The following is an 18,246-nucleotide window of genomic DNA, read 5'->3' as shown; positions in this document are numbered from 1 at the left end:
GGCGCCGGGGATCAGCAGGCTCCGACCCACTCCTCGGTGCCGTCGGAAAACGTCTGGTGCTTCCAGATGGGCACTTCGTGCTTCAGATCGTCGATCAGCTTCCGGCACGCCTCGAAGGCCTCTCCCCGGTGCGGACACGAGACGGCGACGACGACGGCGAGATCTCCGACGGCGAGGTCACCGATGCGGTGCACGGCGGCCAGGGCCCGCACCGGGTACTCGGCGACGACCTTCTCGGCGATCCGTCGCATCTCGGCCTCGGCGCTGGGGTGGCACGAGTAGCCGAGCCGGTCGACGTCGGCACCGCTGTCGTGGTTGCGCACGGTCCCCACGAACAGCGCGGTCCCGCCGGCGGCGTCGTCCCCGACGGCCCGGAAGACCTCGTCCACGGACAGGGGCGTCTCACGGATGCCGATCAACTTGATCGGGTCCTGGGCGACCTGCTCACCGGGGTGATCGTTCATGGATGCCATGCCTCCATCGTGCCCCACCCCTGGGAACACGGGGAATAGCGTTTTCACCCGGCACACGCGCGTGCGGGTTTGGAGCGTCCTACAGGGCGCGGCCCCGCAGAAGGGAAGGATCCCGGCCGCTCAGATCCGTCGCCGCGCCTTCCGCGCCCGCCGCACCACGGCAGCCGCGCCCAGCAGCGCCACCGTCGCCCCTGCGGCTCCGGCCGCGGTCGCGTCCTTGCGGCCCAGCCGCCGGCCGGCGACCGTGTGCCTGCCGGAGACCTCTTCCAGCAGCTCCGCGAGCACTTCCTCGTTGGTCCACTGGGGCCGCCATCCCGCGTCGTGCAGCCGGCTCCCGCTGACCACCCACGGGTACATCGTGTACGCCAGGTCCCCGGCCGGGGACGGTGTCAGCCCGATCCGGTGCAGCCGGGCCGCCGCGCCCAGCGCGACGGCGGACGGCAGTTCCATCCGCCGGATCCCGCTGAGCTCCTCGACCTCCTCCTGCTCCAGCCACCCGTCGCACCCGACGGCGAGTTCCCCGTCGACCTTCTCCAGGACGGCGTACTCCAGAGCGCTGCACAGATCCTCGACGTGGCAGAACTGCCAGGCGGGCCGCGACCCGGCGACGACAAGCAGCCGCGGTGATTCGAAGTACCTGGTCAGCGCGGTGTCGGTGCCTCCGACCAGCACCGCGGGGCGTACGACCGTGACGTTGAGCCCGGGGTGCGCGCGCGGGGCGCGCCGCGCGAGCCGTTCGATCTCCAGCAGGTCACCCACACCGGTGGCCTCCGCGGTCGCCCGCAGTTCGGCGTCCTCGGACAGGGGCAGCTCGTTGTCCGGCAGTGCGCCGTACACCATGGCGGACGTGCACAGCACGACGCGGTGGATCCCGGCCGCGGCGGCAGCCGTCAGCACGGTCTGCGTCCCCCGGACGTTGTAGGCCGTTCGGGCGGCGGCGTCGGTCTCCAGGTCGAGATCGAGCGCCAGGTGCACCACCACGTCCGCGCCCCGCAGCTTGTCCGCGATGGCCGGATCCCGCACGTCCAGGATGTGCCACTGCGCCGCCGCGCACTCCCCGCGCCGCTCGTCGATGGCGATGACCTGCTTGATCTCGTCCGAGGCGACGAGCCGCTCGGTGAGCAGCGCGCCGATGCCGGACGCGGCGCCGGTGACCGCGACGACGGGCCCGCGCGTGGCGGAATTGGTTGACTCGTTTCGCGCTGCGCGAACCTGCGGATCTGGGGAACTCACCGGGCGTCTCCAGCGGTTGTCTTCAGTACGAGCGCGAGTGACGCGTACGTACCAGGTGGCATCCATCCTGCCGCAGGCCAAGAGTCGGCGAAGCACCGAGGCCCGAACCGCCCATGGTGTCTACGCTGGGTGGTGTTATCGGGCAGCCGTGCCGTCGGAGACAACCGGCGGCCTTACCAGCCGAGGAATCCCGTGAGTGACACCCCATTCGGATTCGGCCTTCCGCCGGAGGAGCCGGAAGACGGCGACGAGGGCAAGAAGAAGGACCAGCAGAGCGGTGGTGGTCAGGGCCCGGCCAACCCGTTCGGTTTTGGCGGGCTGCCCGGCGCCGGGGGCTTTGGCGGCCCCGGTGCGGACAACCCGCTCGCTGCCATGTTCGGTTCGCTGAACCCCACCGACCTGGGCGCGGCCTTCCAGCAGCTGGGCCAGATGCTCTCGTACGAGGGCGGTCCGGTGAACTGGGACATGGCCAAGCAGATCGCCCGCCAGACGGTCTCCCAGGGCACGCCTGACGGCACCAAGGACGCGAGCGTGGGCCCCGCCGAGCGCTCCGCGGTCCAGGAGGCCGTCCGCCTGGCCGACCTGTGGCTGGACGACGCGACATCCCTGCCGTCCGGCGCCGGCACCGCCGTGGCGTGGTCGCGCGCGGAGTGGGTCGAGGCGACCCTGCCCGCGTGGCAGGAGCTCGTCGACCCGGTCGCCGAGCGCGTCGGGGCGGCGATGGGCGACGTCCTGCCGGAGGAGATGCAGGCCATGGCGGGCCCGCTGATCGGCATGATGCGCTCCATGGGCGGCGCCATGTTCGGCACGCAGATCGGGCAGGCCGTGGGCGTGCTCGCGGGCGAGGTCGTCGGCTCGACCGACATCGGCCTGCCGCTCGGGCCGGTCGGCAAGGCCGCGCTGCTGCCGGTGAACATCGAGGGCTTCGGCAAGGACCTGGGCGTGCCGAAGGAGGAGGTGCGGCTGTATCTCGCCCTGCGCGAGGCCGCCCACCAGCGCCTGTTCGCGCATGTGCCGTGGCTGCGCTCGCACCTGTTCGGTGCGGTCGACGGCTACGCGCGCGGGATCAAGGTCGACACGGCCAAGCTGGAGGACGTGGTCGGCCAGTTCGACCCGCAGAACCCGGAGCAGCTGCAGGACGCCCTCCAGCAGGGCATGTTCCAGCCGGAGGACACGCCCGAGCAGAAGGCCGCCCTGGCCCGTCTGGAGACGGCTCTGGCGCTCGTCGAGGGCTGGGTGGACGCGGTGGTGCACGCAGCGGCGAAGCCGCGTCTGTCGTCCGCGGACGCGCTGCGCGAGACGCTGCGCCGCCGCCGTGCGACGGGCGGCCCGGCGGAGCAGACGTTCGCCACGCTGATCGGTCTGGAGCTGCGCCCGCGCCGCCTGCGCGACGCCTCCCGTCTGTGGGCCTCGCTCACGGACGCGCGCGGGGTCGACGGCCGCGACGCCCTGTGGTCCCACCCGGACATGCTGCCGACGGCCTCCGACCTGGACGACCCGGACGGCTTCGTGCACCGCGAGCAGCTGGACTTCTCCGAGCTGGACAGGATCCTCGGCGAGGCGGCGGGCGGCTCCGCCGAGAAGCCGAACCTGAAGAAGGACGACGCCCCCGAGGACGACAAGGGCGACGACACCGAGTGAGCCTGTACGACGACGCGGTCCTCGTGCTCAAGGGGTACGAGGACCAGGAAGAGCTGCGTCAGGCTTATCTGGACCATCTGGCGGCCCACCCGGACGGCATGTGGAAGGCCTGCCACGCGGGCCACGTCACGGCGAGCGCCCTGGTGATCGATCCGTCACGGGACCGCGTTCTGCTGACCCTCCACAGGAAGCTGCAGATGTGGCTGCAGATGGGCGGCCACTGCGAGCCGGAGGACACCTCCCTGGAGGCGGCGGCCCTGCGCGAGGCCACGGAGGAGTCGGGCATCTCCGGGCTGACGCTGCTGCCGGGCGGCCCGGTGCGCCTCGACCGGCACCCGATCCCGGCACCGTGCCACTGGCACTTCGATGTCCAGTACGCGGTCGTGGCCCCGCCCGGGGCGGTCCAGGAGATCAGCGACGAGTCCCTCGACCTGCGCTGGTTCGCGTACGAAGAGGTGGCGGACGTGGCGGACGAGTCGGTCGTACGACTGCTGGAAGCGACGCGCGGCAGGCTGTGAGCCTCGGCAACGTGTAAGGGGCGCCCGCAACCGCAGGCGCCCCTTACGTTGGATTACTGGACCCTCAGCTCCAGACGTTGCCCTGGTTCTGCGCCCGCGCCCCGTGCTGCCCCATGCCGTACTGCGCGGCGAGGCCCTGTCCGATCTGGGCGTTCTGCGGCGGCAGCAGCTCGCTGGGCTGGACCAGAGCGAAGCCGCTGCCCATGAAGCTGAGCTCCCAGCCCTCACCGGTGTTGCCGCGGCGCCGCCACACTCCGGAGGAGTGCGTCTGGGCCTGCATCTGGACGCGCAGCCCGGTCGACCAGGCGACGATCGCGTCGGCGTCGCAGTTGACGTACTTGTCGGGCGTCACCTGCATCATCAGCGGCGCGCCAGAGGTCATCAGGGCGACCTTGCCGCGGCCGGTGATGTTGAGCTGGTACTTCCCCGAGCCGGAGATGCCGTACTGGCTGTCGACGGCAATGACCTCGTGGTGCAGCGAGGAGTCCATCGCGAGGACGTAGCTGCTGTCGACGGTCAGGCCGTCCTGCTCCACCTCGACCACATGGATGTGCTGGGCGAGGTTGGCGAAGTAGACCGTGCCCTGCCCGTGGCAGCGCATCAGGCTGAGGCCCTCGCCGGTGTACGCACGCGCGCGTGCCTGCTGGTTGCTCTGGTACTCGGCGTCGAACTCGACGAGGCCCTGGTAGGCGACCATGGTGCCCTTGCGGGCGAGAATGTCGTCGTGGCCCTCCAGGGTGACGCGCAGCATCTGCTTGTTCTGCAGGCTGTAGCGCTCCTGGGACTGCGAGTCGTTGAAGGCGAAAAGCGGACTCTGCATGGCGTTTCTGGCTCCCCCTCAGCCCCGGACCCGGAGGCGGTCGGTGCTGTCCTCGCTGGGCTGGACGACGACGATGCCCTGACCGGAGAAGGCCATCTGGTAGGCCTCGCCGCTGCCACGGCCGATCAGCGACTGCGCCTTGAAGCTGCGCTTGCCCTTCACCTTGAGGTTCGGGGACCAGGCGACGAGCGCGTCCGGGTCGACGTAGGTCTCGTCCTCGCCACCACCGCAGTCGACGACGATCGGCTTGCCCCGGGAGGTCAGCGCGACCCAGCCGTTCCCGGAGATCTTGGTGTTCCACAGGCCCTGTCCGGCGAACTTGGCCAGACCCTTGACCCGCTCCACGCCCCAGGTGAGGGACGCGTCGAAGGCGAGCAGGTTGGTGGCGTTGACGGAGATGCCGTCGCCGTTGAGGTTGATGACGACGACGTCGGCGCCGTAGTCGGCGAGGTAGAGCAGTCCGTCGCCGGAGCACTTCATCAGGGGCGCCCCCTCGCCGGTCATCCAGTCGCGGGCGATCTGGCGCACGGCCGGCGGGTTGGGCTCGTACTGGATGAAGCCCTCGTAGGCGATCATCGACCCCACGCGCGCGAGGAGGTCGTTTCCGGTCTGCATGGCGACCTTCAGCATGTGGCTGCCGTGGTTCTCCATGCGGGCGGTGACGGGTGCGGGGGCGTAGCCCGCTAGCGGCTGGTTCATGACGGGCTCCCTCAGACCTCGTAGGGCTGGACGACGACGAAGTTGCCGGGGGCTGCCCGGAACTGCAGGTTGACGCTCTCCCCGGTGTCGCCCGGATAGGCGTTGCGGCGCATCCGCACCTGGCTGGAGACGATCACCTGGGCCGCGGCCGACCAGGCGACGACGGCGTTGCAGTCGGCGAAGGTGGTGGGCGTGACCGGCAGGACCACGGGCGTGCCGTGCGTCTTGACGACGATCGTGCCGGTGCCCTGGAACTGCATCGTGAACAGCGCGCCCCCGGGGATGCCGTGTCCCTCGATGCGGCGGACCTCGTACTGGAGGCCCTCGTCGAAGGCGAGGACGTTCTCGGCGGAGACGCAGATCGCGTCGCCCTGCAGCTCGATCGGGTGCAGATGGGTGGAGTTCTCGGCGAGGAACACCTGGCCCTGGCCGCTGCAGCGCATCAGCTGCATCTCCTGGCCGGTCGCGTTGCCCACGAGCCGCCCGGCGAACCCGGCGCCCTTGTAGCTGAAGTCGACCTTGCCCTGGTAGAGCACCATGCTGCCCTGGCGGGCCAGCACTGACCCACCGCCGATGCCGAGATCGACACGGACGAGCTTCTTGTTCTGCTGCGTCCAGCGCTGCCCGGTGGGCGTCTCCTTGAACTTCTGGAGCGCGGCGGACACACCGGCGCCCTGGGGCGCGCCCTGGGGGACGCCCTGCGGTGCGCCGTAGGGGGCCTGCTGGCCGGGGACCTGGCCGAACGGGGGCTGCTGGCCGTAGCCGGGAGGCGGCGTCGGCTGCCCGTAGCCGGGCGGCGGAGCCGGGGCCTGAGGGGCCTGGGGCTGGCCGTATCCGGGCGGCGGCGGGGCGGTCTGGCCGGGGGGCTGACCGTACGGCTGCTGCTGGGGCGGCTGGCCGTAGGGCGCGGGTGCCGGGGCCGGCGGGTGCACCTGGCCGCCGCCGGGCGGGGTCATGGGCGCGATGATGGTGGGCGCGGCGTGCACATTCGGTGCGGGCGCCGGCGCCGGAGCCGGGGGCGGAGTCGCTCCCGGGGGCGGCGCGAAGCCCTGCGGGGCGGGGGCCGGGGCGGGCGCCGGTGCCGCCGGGGCGCCGAACGCAGGCGGGGCGAATCCGGGGGCGGCGCCGCTCTGAGGCTGTTGCGGGGCAGGTGCCGCGGGCGCCTCCTCCTCCATGACCTCGCCGCCGAAGTTCTTCAGCAGCGCCTCGAGGCCGCCGTCGAAGCCCTGGCCGACGGCCGCGAACCGCCACACGTCCTTGAGGTAGAAGTCGCCCAGCATCACGGCCCGTTCGGTGGAGAACTCCGAGCCGTTGAACGAGTAGCGGGCCACCTCCTCGCCGCCCGCGACGATGCGGATGTATCCGGGGGCGATCTGCGACATCTGCCCGTTGCCGTCGAGCGTCGCCGTGAACGACAGCTTCTGGATCTGCGACGGGATCCTGTCGAGGGTGATCCGGAAGGACTCCGTATCGCCCGCCTGGGTGCCCAGGAGCTGAATGGACTCCTCGGGAGACTTCGGCTGGTTGAAGAAGACGAAGTAGCGGTCGTCCGAGAGCCGTTCGTCGGCGTCGAGACCGAAGCAGCTGATGTCGAAGGTCAGTCCGGGGCCGCTGATCTGCACACCTACGTACAGATCGGTGCCCGCGGTGAGGTCACTGATCCTGGCCTTGTGGCCGCGTTGGAATTCCCTGGCCATGCGTAACGACCGTCCCCCATCCCGAATGTGAGTGCGTCGCGCCAGGCTAACGGCAAACTCCGACATCGGATGAAGCCGGTACAGACCCGGTACACAACACCCCCGGACACCCGGGAGCGGCCGTCACTCGTCGCGCGCGCCCGGCAGGTGCGGCAACCGCTCGGCCGCGACCACGCCTTCGAGGTAACCCCGGGCCCGCTCGGTGCGCGGATACGCCTCCAGGAGCCGCCAGAACCGGGGCCCGTGCCCGGGCACCAGCAGATGCGCCAGCTCGTGGACGAGGACGTAGTCGACGACGTACTCGGGCATGCCCTGCAGCCGGTGCGACAGCCTGATGCTGCCCTCCGCCGGGGTGCACGAGCCCCAGCGCGTGTTCTGGTTGGTCACCCAGCGCACCGAGCTGGGCCGGGCACGGCCGTCGAAGTACTGGGCCGACAGCCGTTCGGCGCGCTCCGCCAGCTCGTCGTCGCCGAGGACCCGTTTGCTCTCCTGGGCGGCCAGCTTGTCGAGCATGACGGTGACCCAGCGCTGCTCCTCCGCCTCGGACATCCGGGCAGGGATGAGTACGACGGTGCGATCGCCCTCGCGGTACGCGGAGACCGTCCGGCGGCGCCGGGCGCTCCTGCGGACCTCGATCGCGCTCGCCCCCGAGCCGCTCGGCGGCTGGCTCGTCGTGCTGCGCTGTGGCGTTCCGGCGCGGTGCAGTGGGTCGGCGGGCACGCCCCGACGTTACCCGCTGCACACGGGGGAAGTCCCGAGTCCGGGACGGTTCCGTGCCGATCCCCCTCCGAGCGTCTGATTTGTACGACGAATACCCGCAGCTTGTGGACAACTTTCGGCACCCGGGCACCAGGTCCGGGCATGCTGGATCCCGCCGGAGGCACCGCGACGCACCGTCGACCGACCATCGACGGGTCACCGCCGCCCGTCACCGGCGGACGGGGACGTTCTACGAGGGCTACGGGGGCCTGTCATGGATGCGATGGAAACGATGGTTCCGGTCGTTCCGATGGTGAAGCCCGCGCTCAGGCGCGGCTGGCGCGATCTCCACACCGTGCAGTTCGGAATGGCACCGGCGCACGCGATGACGCTGGGTCCGATGGACACGGCGACGGGCAGCTTTCTCGACCTGCTCAACGGCACCCGCGGCCTGCCGCTCCTGCGCGAGGAGGGACGCCGCATGGACCTGCCGGACGGTCATGTCGACGGGCTGGTGGAGCAGCTGGCGCGGTCCGGTCTCCTGGACGACGCGAAGGGAGGCGGACCGGCCGCCGACGCCCTGCGCGGCAAGAAGGAAGTCCTCGACCGGCTGCGCCCGGACCTCGGCTCGCTGACCCTGGTGACCAGTGAACCGGGCGACGCGATGCGGCTCCTGGCCGCGCGCCGCTCACTGCGCGTGCAGGTGCGGGGTGCGGGCCGGGTGGGTGCGGTCCTGGCCTCGCTGCTGGCGGGCGCCGGGATCGGCGAGGTCGATGTGCGCGACGTCGGCCGGGTCGAGCGATGGGACGTGGCGCCGGGCGGACTGCCCGCCGAGTCCGTCGGCGACCGCAGGGACGAGGCCGCCCGGCAGGCCGCCCGCCGGTCCGCGCCGGACCGCCCACCACGCCGGGACCGCGGGACATCGTCCTCGGACGGCGACCCGGGCTTCTCCCTGGTGATCCTGGCCCCGCGCGACGACGTCGCCGTCCACGCACCCCCGCCGACCGCCGCCGAACCCCTGATCGCCTCGGGCACACCGCATCTGTACGCCGGCGTCGTGGAGGCCACGGGCGTCGTCGGCCCCCTCGTCCTGCCCGGCGAGACGGGCTGTGCAGGCTGCCTGCACGAGGCGCGGACCGACCGCGACCCGGCCTGGCCCCGCCTCGTCGCCCAGTGGCGCTCGGGGTCGGGAAAGTCACGGCATGTGCGGCCCTGCGACCTGACGCTGGCCACTACGGTGGCAGGACTGGCGGCCGCGCACGCGCTCGCGTTCCTGGACGGCCGGGTTCCGACGAGCGCCGGCGCGCGCTGGGAGGTCTCCCTGCCTGGCCTGACCTGGCATGCTCGACCGGTCTGGGCGCACCCCGCATGCCCCTGCGGAGCAGCGGAGAAGGTAAGTAAGGGAGAACACACCTCTGAGGACGCGGAGTCGCACGAGACAATGACAGGGCAACGGTCGCCGAAGGAGTCATGCCGTAAGGCAGACACGGCGCGGCCGGCAGGGACCTGGAGGGCGCATGTCTGATCTTCCCCGCAAGGCGGTCACCCGGACCGCCAAGCTCGCCGCGCTCCCGCTCGGCTTCGCCGGGCGGGCGACCTGGGGACTGGGCAAGCGGATCGTCGGCGAGTCCGCGGAGATCGTCGGCCGCGAGCTGCAACAGCGCACGGCGGAGCAGCTGTTCAAGGTGCTCGGTGAGCTCAAGGGCGGCGCGATGAAGTTCGGCCAGGCGCTGTCCGTCTTCGAGTCGGCGCTGCCCGAGGAGGTCGCCGGTCCCTACCGTGCGGCGCTGACGAAGCTGCAGGAAGCTGCACCGCCGATGCCGACGCGCACGGTGCACACGGTGCTCGCCGCGCGGCTCGGCGAGGACTGGCACGACCTGTTCCTCGAGTTCGAGGACAAGCCCTCCGCGGCAGCCTCGATCGGCCAGGTGCACCGCGGGGTCTGGCACGACGGCCGCGAGGTCGCGGTCAAGGTGCAGTACCCCGGAGCCGGCGAGGCCCTGCTGTCCGACCTGAACCAACTGAGCCGTTTCGCCCGGCTGTTGGGCCCGCTGATCCCCGGCATGGACATCAAGCCCCTGATCGCGGAGCTCAAGGACCGGGTCTCGGAGGAGCTGGACTACGCCCTGGAGGCCCAGGCCCAGCAGGCGCACGCCGACGAGTTCGCGGACGACCCGGACGTCCTGGTGCCGGGTGTGGTCCACCAGTGCGACCAGGTGCTGGTCACCGAGTGGATCGACGGCGTCCCGCTGTCGGAGATCATCGCGGACGGCACCCAGGAACAGCGCGACCGCGCCGGACAGCTGCTGGCCCGCTTCCTCTTCTCCGGCCCGGCCCGCACCGGCCTCCTGCACGCCGACCCGCACCCGGGCAACTTCCGCCTGCTGCCCGGCGGTCCGGCCGGCGAGGACGACTGGCGCCTGGGCGTCCTGGACTTCGGCACGGTGGACCGCCTGCCGGGCGGCCTGCCGACCCCCATCGGCGACTCCCTGCGCATGACCATCGACGGCGACGCGGAGGCGGTCTACGAACTGCTCTGCGCGGAGGGCTTCGTCAAGGAATCAATAGAGCTGGACCCGAACGCAGTGCTCGACTACCTCCTGCCGATCATCGAACCGGCCCGGGCGGACGAGTTCACCTTCACCCGCGGCTGGATGCGCAGCCAGGCGGCCCGCATCGCCGATCCCCGCTCCCCCGCCTACCAGTTGGGCAAGCAGCTCAACCTGCCCCCGGCGTACCTCCTGATACACCGAGTGACATTGAGCACAATCGGCGTGCTGTGCCAACTGGGCTCGACGGTACGGCTGCGCGAGGAACTGGAGGAGTGGCTGCCGGGATTCGTCCTGGAGGCAGAGGAGGAGCCGGCGGCGGAGGCGTGACGCGAGCTGCTGTGCTGCGTGGCTGAGGGGTGGGGAGGGGCTGGGGGGAGGGGGCGGGGGGAGGCCCCCAGAGAAGCGGACTCACCACCAGGCCGAGTCCAACCGCCCCTCGATCGCCCTGAGGTTCTCGCGGGAGCACGCGTCGCAGAAGTACTGCCGGATGCCTTTCTCCACGGAGAAGGTCCAGGTGGGCTGAGGCCCCTCGGCTCGGGTGCCGCAGCGGGCGCATACCAGGGACTCGGGCTCCGCTCGGGAGCCTCCCTCGTCGCTGCCTTCGGGACGACTCGTCACCCGGTGACGATAACGCCGCGGTCGGCGATCGGCGGGCACAACGCACCGCGGGGGCCGGTCCGTTCGGACGGACCGGCCCCCGCGGGGAGCTATCGCCTCCCGTGGTCGGGAGGCCACCGCTTCAGGTGTGTCGGATTACTGCATGACGGCCATGGCGAGCGCCCGGCGGGCACGCAGCGAGGCGCGCTCGGCCCGGCGCTGCATCCGGCGGGCGGTCGCCAGGCGCACGGCCCGGCGTTCCCGCTCTGCCTCATGCAGCCGGTCGTGCATATGCGCACGAGCCAGGGCTTCTGGGATGAGTTGCATCTCTCGGGTCCTGTTCTGACGCGAACCGGTCGCGCCGGTGGTGGTGAAATCTTCGATCGCGGAGCCGGCGGGCTCGTTGGTGGACGGCTTCATCGGGGCCTGCTTCTTGGGGTCGTGCGTGAGGGGGCGGTCGATCGTTCCTGTGATGTTCATGCCGTGACCGGGTTCTTGCGCGGGCGGCCACGCGGCCGCTTCCGGGCGACGACGACACCCTGGACGAACAGCTCGCCACCCCAGACGCCCCAGGGCTCACGCCGCTCCTTGGCGCCGGCGAGGCAGGCCTCGATCAGCGGGCAGGTGCGGCAGAGGGACTTGGCGTACTCGACATCGGCCGGCGACTCGGCGAAGAAGAACTCCGGGTCGTAGGAACGGCAGGGGACGGGTACGCCGAGGTTCTCGATGGCGTCGTCGAGCGCGGTGAGCGCAGTGAGCGGGGTCAAGGTGGAGTCCTCCGTGAGGCCGGGCGGGGGGATCGTTTCGGAAGGCGGTACGGACGGGGCGTGCGCTTCGAGTTGCACGGTTCGTCTTCCTCGTCTGGTCGGTCCGGCCCTGTTGGACCGGTAGTCGGCTGGTACCGGGTTCTTTTCTTGTCCCGAGGCCCCTTCGCTCCGTCGTCCCCGTTCGGGGAAAACAGAAGGGCCGCGGATCCCGGATGGGGTTCCGCGGCCCTGAAGGCGCCGGCCTGATCGGCGATCAGGCTGGATCACTCCAGGGTTCTGGCCCACGGAAGGCCCACATCAGGTGGTGCTGCGTCGTCTGCTTCCGGCCTCCGGCACCGGCCGCCGTAAAGGCATAGGCCTGCGCCTGTGCCACTACTGCTTCCAGTGCCTTCGTCGGTCGCTCATTGCGCTCACGGACGGGAAGGCCCGCGAGAGACACGGAGGACGCCGGACGACCGGCAGGAATGCCGGACAGACCGGTGCCCTGGTTCGAGACGTCGAGCATGCACAGGGAGGCGACGACCGAGCGATCGGTCATTTTGACGATGCTGGTGGAGCTGCTCTTGATGCTGATCACTGGACTCGCCTCCTCTCGGCGTCTCGGGGGATTGGGATGAACCAATCCGACGGGTATGCAAGTAGAACACGGAATCGGGGCCTCCGAGAAGGCCTCCGTCCCCGTGGCTAAGAACCTATGGGGATTGCTGGGGCATGCGCAAACTATTTTTTCGACGAGTTTGAATCAGTCCTTCTCGTCGTCTTCTCCAGGCTCGCGGCCTGCGCAGAGGGCCAGTACATCGGCTCCGTAGCGGTTGAGCTTGCGCACGCCGACGCCGGGGATCCGCGCCAGTTCACCCTCGTCGTCGGGGGCGGTCTCGGCGATCGCCATGAGGGTCTTGTCGGTGAAGACGCAGAAGGCGGGTTGTCCGCTGCGCTGCGCCTGGTCCGCGCGCCATTCCCGCAGCCGCTCGTAGAGGCCCTCGTCCATGTCGGAGGGGCAGTCCTCGCAGCGCATCAGCTTCATCTCGCCGGCGTCGGTGAGCGTGCGGCCGCACACCCGGCAGCGGGCGGGGGTGCGCTGTTTGCGCCGCGGTACGGCCTCCGGTCTGCTGGTGAGTCCGCGCTCGAGGCCGCCGGCGCCGCCCGCAGGGGTTCGGCCGGCGGTGGTGGTGGAGCCCGGGCGCAGTCCGTCCAGGAAGCGGCTGGGGCGGCGGTTGGGGCGGCCGCCGGGTGAGCGGGAGAGGGACCAGGAGACGTGGAGGCGTTCCCGGGCGCGGGTGACGCCGACGTAGAGGAGGCGGCGCTCCTCCTCGATCTGCTCGTCGGTCTTCGCGTAGGTGATCGGCATCATGCCCTCGGCGACACCGACCAGGAAGACGACGTCCCATTCGAGGCCCTTGGCCGAGTGGAGGGAGGCCAGGGTGACGCCTTGGACGGTCGGGGCGTGCTGGGCGCTTGCCCGCTCGTCGAGTTCGGCGACGAGGTCGGCGAGGGTGGCGCCCGGTTTGGCGGCGGCGAAGTCCTGCGCGAGGTTGACCAGGGCGGCGAGGGATTCCCAGCGCTCTCTGACCGCTCCGGAGCCGGCCGGGGGTTGCGGTGTCCATCCCTCCCCGGACAGCACGGCTCGCACCTGGGAGGGCAGGTCCACGGCGTCGTCGAGGAGGGAGTCGTTGCCGCCGAATCGGGCCGCGCCACGCAGGGCGACGCCCGCCTTGCGTACCTCGGGGCGGTCGAAGAACCGCTCGGCGCCGCGCAGTTGGTAGGGCACCGCGGCGTCGGCGAGGGCCTGCTCGTAGGTCTCGGACTGGGAGTTCGTACGGAACAGGATGGCGATCTCGCCGGCCGGGACGCCCGCGTCGATGAGGTCGCGGATGCGGCGGGCGGCGCCCTCGGCCTCGGCTGGCTCGTCGGTGTACTCGGTGTAGGCGGGTTCGGGGCCGGCCGAGCGCTGGGAGATCAGCTCCAGGCGGTGGTCGGCGGCGCGGCCGCGGGCCTGGGCGAGGAGGCCGTTGGCGAGGTGGACGACCTGGGGGGTGGAGCGGTAGTCGCGGACCAGTTTGACGACGGTGGCTCCGGGGTGGCGGGTGCGGAAGTCGAGGAGGTGGTCCGGGGTTGCTCCGGTGAACGAGTAGATCGTCTGGCTGGCGTCGCCCACGACGCACAGGTTGTCCCGCTCGCCGAGCCACAGTTCCAGGAGGCGCTGCTGGAGGGGGCTGACGTCCTGGTACTCGTCGACGACGAAGTGCTGGTACTGGGAGCGGACTTGCTCGGCGATGTCGTGCCGGTCCTGGAGGATGGCGACGGTCAGCAGCAGGACGTCCTCGAAGTCGATGACGGAGCGGTCCCGCTTGAGGTCCTCGTAGACGGAGTAGATCTGGGCGATCTCGGCCGGGTCGCGGGGGGTGTCACGGCCGGCCTTGGCGGCTGCGGGCGCGTAGTCGGCGGGGACGGTCTGGGTGACCTTTGACCACTCGATCTCGGCGGTGACGTCCCGCAGTTCGCCGCGGTCGAGGCGGATGCGGCAGGCGGCGGCCGCGTCGGCGACGAGCTGGATCTTGCGGTCGGCGAGCCGGGGCATGGAGCCGCCGATGGCTTTCGGCCAGAAGTACTGGAGCTGGCGCAGGGCTGCCGAGTGGAAGGTGCGGGCCTGGACTCCGGTGGCGCCGAGTTGGCGGAGCCGGCCGCGCATCTCGCCGGCGGCCCGGTTGGTGAAGGTGACGGCGAGGACGCTGGAGGGCTGGAGGATCCCGGCGCGGACTCCGTAGGCGATGCGGTGGGTGATCGCCCGGGTCTTGCCGGTGCCGGCGCCGGCCAGCACGCACACCGGGCCACACAGGGCGGTGGCCACCTCGCGCTGCTCGGGGTCGAGCCCTTCGAGCACCGCGTCGGCCGAGTCGGGGGCCTGCGGGAAGAGCGTGGAGTGCGTTGCTGCTGTCACACGGCCATGCTGCCAGGTCGGCGGAGACGGGTGCGGCGGTTGTCCACAGGCAGGTACCTGCAGTCGTACTAATGCGGCAGGCGTCACGTCCGGCGCGGGACCGGATGTGGGAATGGTGGCCCTTTCAAGTACGTTCCATGACTGCGACCACCCATCTCCGAGCAGCTGAGGAGCGCGAGAGACATGCCGGGCACTGTGACGATGTACAGCACGACGTGGTGCGGCTACTGCCGTCGGCTGAAGAGCCAGATGGACCGCGAGGGCATCACGTACAACGAGATCAACATCGAGCAGGACCCGGATTCCGCGGCGTTCGTGGAGAAGGCGAATGGCGGAAACCAGACGGTTCCGACTGTGCTGTTCCCGGACGGCTCGACGCTCACGAATCCGTCGCTGGCGCAGGTGAAGCAGAAGATCGGCGCCTAGTCGCTCCCCCGCTGCGGCGCTGCGGAAGGCGGTCCCTGAGGAGCTTCAGGGGCCGCCTTCTTGTGGTTTGTCCCACATCACCGTGTAGCGCCACAGCAGTCGGCGTCGGAACTCGCAGCCGGGCAGCAGGCGGCGTGCGGCCCGGCGCGCCTCGCCCCAGCTCATGGACGAGTCCTTGACGGGCATGCCGGACGGGCCCCGCTTGCCGCCGCGCAGCCGTCGGTACAGCAGGCTCGGTGGCACACCGCAGCCGCTGATCACCCAGTCCAGGGCCGTCTTGTTGTACGCCATGCCGACGATCATCAGGCGGCCGCCGGGGGCCAGCAGCCGCACCAGGCTGGTGACCGCGTCCTCGAAGCGCGCGTGGTGGACCACGGCGACCGCGCTGACGAAGTCGTACTTGCCCTCGGCGAGCGATGGGGAGTCGTCGAGGTAGTCGCCTTCCAGGAAGGTGATGTTCGCCGGCGTCTTCGTGCGTGCCTGGCGGATCATCTCCGTCGAGCGGTCCACGCCCGTCACGGATGCCGCCTTCGCCGCGAGCTTGCGCGCGAGCAGCCCGTCGCCGCAGCCGACGTCCAGAGCCGCCTCGCAGCCGTCCGGGACGGCTGCGAGCACCTCGGGGTGGTAGTGGACGTTGTGGTTCCAGTACGGGGCGGTCATTGCGGCGCCCGGGTCAGACGAAGCTCCTCGTCGGCAGCGGTTTGCCGTACCACATCTCGATCAGGCGGGCCGCGATGGAGATGCCGTAGGGCGGCAGCACCTCGCCGGACTCGAAGGCGGCGCCGAGTTCGTCGCGGGAGAACCAGCGGGCCTCGTGGATCTCGTCGCCGTCGACGTTGACCTCGGTCGAGGTGGCGCGGGCCATGAAGCCGAGCATGAGGCTGGAGGGGAAGGGCCAGGGCTGGCTGGCGACGTACTCGACGCCGCCGATGCTGATGCCGGCCTCCTCGAAGACCTCGCGGCGCACCGCCTGCTCGATGGACTCGCCGGGTTCGACGAAGCCGGCGAGGGTGGAGAAGCGGCCCTCGGGCCAGTGGACCTGCCGGCCGAGGAGAATGCGGTCGTCCTCGTCGGTGACGGCCATGATCACGGCGGGGTCGGTGCGGGGGTAGTGCTCGGCGCCGCAGGCGGGGCAGCGGCGGATGTGGCCGGCCGCCGCGATGACGGTGCGTTCGCCGCAGCGGGAGCAGAAGCGGTGGGTGCGCTGCCAGTTCTCCAGGCCGACCGCGTGCACCATCAGGCCCGCGTCGCGGGGCGACAGGAGCAGGCCGGCCTCGCGCAGGCCCGCCGGGCGGGCGGACTGGTCGATGCGGCCGGGCAGCGCGTCCTTCTGGAGGGCGAAGTAGCTGACGCCTTCCTCGTCGGTGCCCAGGAAGTAGCGGTGCGCCTCGGTGAGGGGGGCTTCGAAGGAGGGGGTCATGACGAGTTCGGTGCGGCCGTCGGCCGTCTCGTCGATGAGGACCTGGCCGCCGGAGACCACGAAGCAGCGGGTCGTGGGGTGGCTCCATGCCGCCGCGAGCCAGGCCTCGTCGAGCCGGTGGTGGGCGGCGCGGTCGATGCCGCTGGGGGCGGTGAGCGAGATGGGTCGTTCGGCGGTGTGGTCGGTCCAGGTGGTCACGGGTGCTTCCAACTCCCCCAGTGGAACGGGTTGTTCGGGCGGGCGGTTCGGCGGGACGTACGGCGGGAGGCGACCTGATCCGGTGGGGCTGGGCGGTGCGGGACGGTTGTTCCAGTGTGCCCCGCGCGCGATGCCGCTGCGGACGGCGCTGGACGCTCAGGGCGCACGACGCCATGTCTCGGCGAGGTCGCCCCACAGGTACGCGGTGGTCTCGACGCCCTTGAGGAGAAGGCCGAGGTCGACCTTCTCGTTGGGTGCGTGCCAGCCGTCGGACGGGACGGAGATGCCCAGGAAGAGCACCGGTGCGTCCAGGACTTCCTGGAGGTCGGCGGCGGGTCCGGAGCCGCCCTCGCGCGTGAACAGGACCGGCTTGTCGAAGGCGCGGCCCATCGCACGGGCGACGGACTGCAGGGCGGGGTGGTCCAGCGGCGTCAGACACGGGCGCGTGGCTGCGGCGAACGTGATCTCGTACCGGATCCCGGCGGGTACCTGCTCGGCGGCCCATGCGCGGACGGACTTCTCGATGTGGCCGGGGTCCTGGCCCGCGACCAGGCGGAAGGAGAGCTTCACCATGGCCGAGGACGGGATGATCGTCTTGCTGCCGGGGCCTTGGTAGCCGCCGCCGATGCCGTTGACCTCGGCGGTGGGGCGGGCCCAGATGCGCTCCAGGGTGGTGTGCCCGGCCTCGCCCCGGGTGGCGTACGACTTGGCGGTGCGCAGCCACTGCTGTTCGTCGAAGGGCAGCTGGGCGAAGAGTTCGCGCTCGCGGTCGGTGAGTTCGACGATGCCGTCGTAGAAGCCGGGGATCGCCACGCGTGCGTGCTCGTCGTGCAGGGCGGCGACCAGGCGGGCGGCGGCGGTGGCCGGGTTGGGCACGGCGCCGCCGAAGGAGCCGGAGTGGATGTCCTGGTCGGGGCCGGAGAAGTGGATCTCGCACTCGGCGAGGCCGCGCATACCGGTGCACACCGTGGGGGTGTCCTCGGACCACATGCCGGTGTCGGAGACGATCACGGTGTCGGCGGCGAGGCGGTCCGCGTGCTCCTCGACGAGCGTGCGGAAGTGCGGCGAGCCGGACTCCTCCTCTCCCTCGATCAGCAGCTTGAGGTTGACGGCGGGGGCCGTGCGGCCGGTGGCGGCGAGGTGGGCGCGGACGCCGAGTGTGTGGAAGAACACCTGGCCCTTGTCGTCGGCCGCCCCGCGCGCGTAGAGGCGGTTTTCGCGGACGACGGGCTCGAAGGGCTCGCTGTCCCAGCCGTCCTCGCGGGCGGCGGGCTGCACGTCGTGATGGCCGTAGACGAGGACGGTGGGCGCCTCGGGGTCGGTGGCGGGCCACTCGGCGAAGACGGCCGGGGCGCCCGGCGTCTCCCAGACCTCGGCGGTCGTGAAGCCGGTCTCCCGGAGCTTGGCGGCGAGCCAGTCGGCGCTGCGGCGTACGTCGGGCGCGTGGTCGGGCTGGGCCGACACGGAGGGGATGCGCAGCCACTCGGCGAGGTCGTCGAGGAAGGCGGCGCGGTGCTGCTCGATGTACGTACGGACGGCGCTGTCCGGGGTCTGGCTCATGGTCACGA

Annotated in this window: 19 protein-coding genes; 5 read left to right on the top strand and 14 right to left on the bottom strand. The window is 71.2% G+C overall.

Annotated features, from left to right (window positions below):
- Nucleotides 1–11: 11 nt before the first annotated feature.
- Nucleotides 12–473, bottom strand: a complete 462-nt coding sequence (locus tag ABZ880_RS19935; protein ID WP_361264392.1) for a molybdenum cofactor biosynthesis protein MoaE — start codon at nt 471–473, stop codon at nt 12–14.
- Between the two features lie 120 nt (nt 474–593).
- Complete coding sequence (locus ABZ880_RS19930) at nt 594–1,706, bottom strand: SDR family oxidoreductase (protein WP_361264389.1); 1,113 nt, start codon at nt 1,704–1,706, stop codon at nt 594–596.
- 192 nt (nt 1,707–1,898) lie between these two features.
- Between ABZ880_RS19930 and ABZ880_RS19925 the strand changes: the two genes are divergently transcribed.
- Together ABZ880_RS19925 and ABZ880_RS19920 are read left to right on the top strand one after the other, a co-directional pair.
- Nucleotides 1,899–3,347 (top strand): zinc-dependent metalloprotease, encoded by a 1,449-nt coding sequence (locus ABZ880_RS19925; protein WP_361264386.1) that lies wholly within the window; start codon nt 1,899–1,901, stop codon nt 3,345–3,347.
- A complete protein-coding gene (locus tag ABZ880_RS19920) occupies nt 3,344–3,865 on the top strand; it encodes an NUDIX hydrolase (protein WP_361264383.1) in 522 nt (173 codons plus the stop codon). Before ABZ880_RS19925 ends, ABZ880_RS19920 begins: the two co-directional genes overlap by 4 nt.
- A 64-nt stretch (nt 3,866–3,929) precedes the next feature.
- On the opposite strand, the gene ABZ880_RS19915 is transcribed toward ABZ880_RS19920, so the two are convergent.
- From ABZ880_RS19915 to ABZ880_RS19900, 4 genes are all read right to left on the bottom strand, one after another.
- On the bottom strand, nt 3,930–4,685 hold the full coding sequence (locus ABZ880_RS19915) for an AIM24 family protein (RefSeq protein ID WP_361264381.1): 756 nt from the start codon (nt 4,683–4,685) through the stop codon (nt 3,930–3,932).
- Nucleotides 4,686–4,703: 18 nt separating this feature from the next.
- The gene (locus ABZ880_RS19910; protein ID WP_361264378.1) at nt 4,704–5,384 is read right to left on the bottom strand and encodes an AIM24 family protein; all 681 of its coding nucleotides are present in this window, start codon (nt 5,382–5,384) and stop codon (nt 4,704–4,706) included.
- 11 nt (nt 5,385–5,395) lie between these two features.
- Nucleotides 5,396–7,081, bottom strand: a complete 1,686-nt coding sequence (locus tag ABZ880_RS19905; RefSeq protein ID WP_361264376.1) for a TerD family protein — start codon at nt 7,079–7,081, stop codon at nt 5,396–5,398.
- 123 nt (nt 7,082–7,204) lie between these two features.
- The gene (locus ABZ880_RS19900) at nt 7,205–7,801 is read right to left on the bottom strand and encodes a M48 family metallopeptidase (protein WP_361264373.1); all 597 of its coding nucleotides are present in this window, start codon (nt 7,799–7,801) and stop codon (nt 7,205–7,207) included.
- Nucleotides 7,802–8,063: 262 nt separating this feature from the next.
- Between ABZ880_RS19900 and ABZ880_RS19895 the strand changes: the two genes are divergently transcribed.
- Together ABZ880_RS19895 and ABZ880_RS19890 are read left to right on the top strand one after the other, a co-directional pair.
- Nucleotides 8,064–9,305 carry a TOMM precursor leader peptide-binding protein gene (locus ABZ880_RS19895; RefSeq protein ID WP_361264370.1) on the top strand — a complete coding sequence of 414 codons (1,242 nt, stop codon included), beginning with the start codon at nt 8,064–8,066 and terminating at the stop codon, nt 9,303–9,305.
- Nucleotides 9,298–10,659 (top strand): AarF/ABC1/UbiB kinase family protein, encoded by a 1,362-nt coding sequence (locus tag ABZ880_RS19890; RefSeq protein WP_361264367.1) that lies wholly within the window; start codon nt 9,298–9,300, stop codon nt 10,657–10,659. Before ABZ880_RS19895 ends, ABZ880_RS19890 begins: the two co-directional genes overlap by 8 nt.
- An 81-nt stretch (nt 10,660–10,740) precedes the next feature.
- On the opposite strand, the gene ABZ880_RS19885 is transcribed toward ABZ880_RS19890, so the two are convergent.
- The 5 genes from ABZ880_RS19885 to ABZ880_RS19865 form a co-directional block, all read right to left on the bottom strand.
- Complete coding sequence (locus ABZ880_RS19885; protein WP_361264364.1) at nt 10,741–10,950, bottom strand: hypothetical protein; 210 nt, start codon at nt 10,948–10,950, stop codon at nt 10,741–10,743.
- Nucleotides 10,951–11,085: 135 nt separating this feature from the next.
- Nucleotides 11,086–11,409 (bottom strand): hypothetical protein, encoded by a 324-nt coding sequence (locus ABZ880_RS19880; protein WP_361264361.1) that lies wholly within the window; start codon nt 11,407–11,409, stop codon nt 11,086–11,088.
- Nucleotides 11,406–11,774 (bottom strand): WhiB family transcriptional regulator, encoded by a 369-nt coding sequence (locus ABZ880_RS19875; protein ID WP_361264358.1) that lies wholly within the window; start codon nt 11,772–11,774, stop codon nt 11,406–11,408. Before ABZ880_RS19875 ends, ABZ880_RS19880 begins: the two co-directional genes overlap by 4 nt.
- A 175-nt stretch (nt 11,775–11,949) precedes the next feature.
- A complete protein-coding gene (locus ABZ880_RS19870; RefSeq protein WP_361264355.1) occupies nt 11,950–12,273 on the bottom strand; it encodes a hypothetical protein in 324 nt (107 codons plus the stop codon).
- 165 nt (nt 12,274–12,438) lie between these two features.
- On the bottom strand, nt 12,439–14,634 hold the full coding sequence (locus ABZ880_RS19865) for an ATP-dependent DNA helicase UvrD2 (RefSeq protein WP_361264352.1): 2,196 nt from the start codon (nt 14,632–14,634) through the stop codon (nt 12,439–12,441).
- Nucleotides 14,635–14,817: 183 nt separating this feature from the next.
- Here ABZ880_RS19865 and ABZ880_RS19860 point away from each other — a divergent pair, with 183 nt between their 5' ends.
- The gene (locus tag ABZ880_RS19860) at nt 14,818–15,060 is read left to right on the top strand and encodes a mycoredoxin (RefSeq protein WP_030929162.1); all 243 of its coding nucleotides are present in this window, start codon (nt 14,818–14,820) and stop codon (nt 15,058–15,060) included.
- 45 nt (nt 15,061–15,105) lie between these two features.
- Here the strand turns inward: ABZ880_RS19860 and ABZ880_RS19855 are convergent, their stop codons facing one another.
- From ABZ880_RS19855 to ABZ880_RS19845, 3 genes are all read right to left on the bottom strand, one after another.
- Entirely contained in the window at nt 15,106–15,720 is a 615-nt protein-coding gene (locus ABZ880_RS19855; RefSeq protein WP_361264349.1) for a class I SAM-dependent methyltransferase, read from the bottom strand.
- Between the two features lie 13 nt (nt 15,721–15,733).
- Entirely contained in the window at nt 15,734–16,678 is a 945-nt protein-coding gene (nudC, locus tag ABZ880_RS19850; RefSeq protein ID WP_361264346.1) for an NAD(+) diphosphatase, read from the bottom strand.
- 156 nt (nt 16,679–16,834) lie between these two features.
- The gene (locus ABZ880_RS19845) at nt 16,835–18,238 is read right to left on the bottom strand and encodes a dipeptidase (protein ID WP_361264343.1); all 1,404 of its coding nucleotides are present in this window, start codon (nt 18,236–18,238) and stop codon (nt 16,835–16,837) included.
- Between the last annotated feature and the right edge of the window lie 8 nt (nt 18,239–18,246).

Source organism: Streptomyces sp. NPDC047043 (assembly GCF_040644055.1).
Classification (GTDB): Bacteria; Actinomycetota; Actinomycetes; order Streptomycetales; family Streptomycetaceae; genus Streptomyces.
The sequence above is the reverse complement of the archived record's forward strand: the minus strand, read 5'-3'. Positions and strand labels throughout refer to the sequence as shown.

Bases quoted from the DNA above. Each gene is read 5' to 3' on its own strand.
- ABZ880_RS19935 (WP_361264392.1), bottom strand. From the start codon at position 473: ATGGCATCCATGAACGATCACCCCGGTGAGCAGGTCGCCCAGGACCCG.
- ABZ880_RS19915 (WP_361264381.1), bottom strand. From the start codon at position 4,685: ATGCAGAGTCCGCTTTTCGCCTTCAACGACTCGCAGTCCCAGGAGCGC.
- ABZ880_RS19910 (WP_361264378.1), bottom strand. From the start codon at position 5,384: ATGAACCAGCCGCTAGCGGGCTACGCCCCCGCACCCGTCACCGCCCGC.
- ABZ880_RS19905 (WP_361264376.1), bottom strand. From the start codon at position 7,081: ATGGCCAGGGAATTCCAACGCGGCCACAAGGCCAGGATCAGTGACCTC.
- ABZ880_RS19895 (WP_361264370.1), top strand. From the start codon at position 8,064: ATGGAAACGATGGTTCCGGTCGTTCCGATGGTGAAGCCCGCGCTCAGG.
- ABZ880_RS19890 (WP_361264367.1), top strand. From the start codon at position 9,298: ATGTCTGATCTTCCCCGCAAGGCGGTCACCCGGACCGCCAAGCTCGCC.
- ABZ880_RS19880 (WP_361264361.1), bottom strand. From the start codon at position 11,409: ATGAACATCACAGGAACGATCGACCGCCCCCTCACGCACGACCCCAAG.
- ABZ880_RS19860 (WP_030929162.1), top strand. From the start codon at position 14,818: ATGCCGGGCACTGTGACGATGTACAGCACGACGTGGTGCGGCTACTGC.
- ABZ880_RS19855 (WP_361264349.1), bottom strand. From the start codon at position 15,720: ATGACCGCCCCGTACTGGAACCACAACGTCCACTACCACCCCGAGGTG.
- ABZ880_RS19845 (WP_361264343.1), bottom strand. From the start codon at position 18,238: ATGAGCCAGACCCCGGACAGCGCCGTCCGTACGTACATCGAGCAGCAC.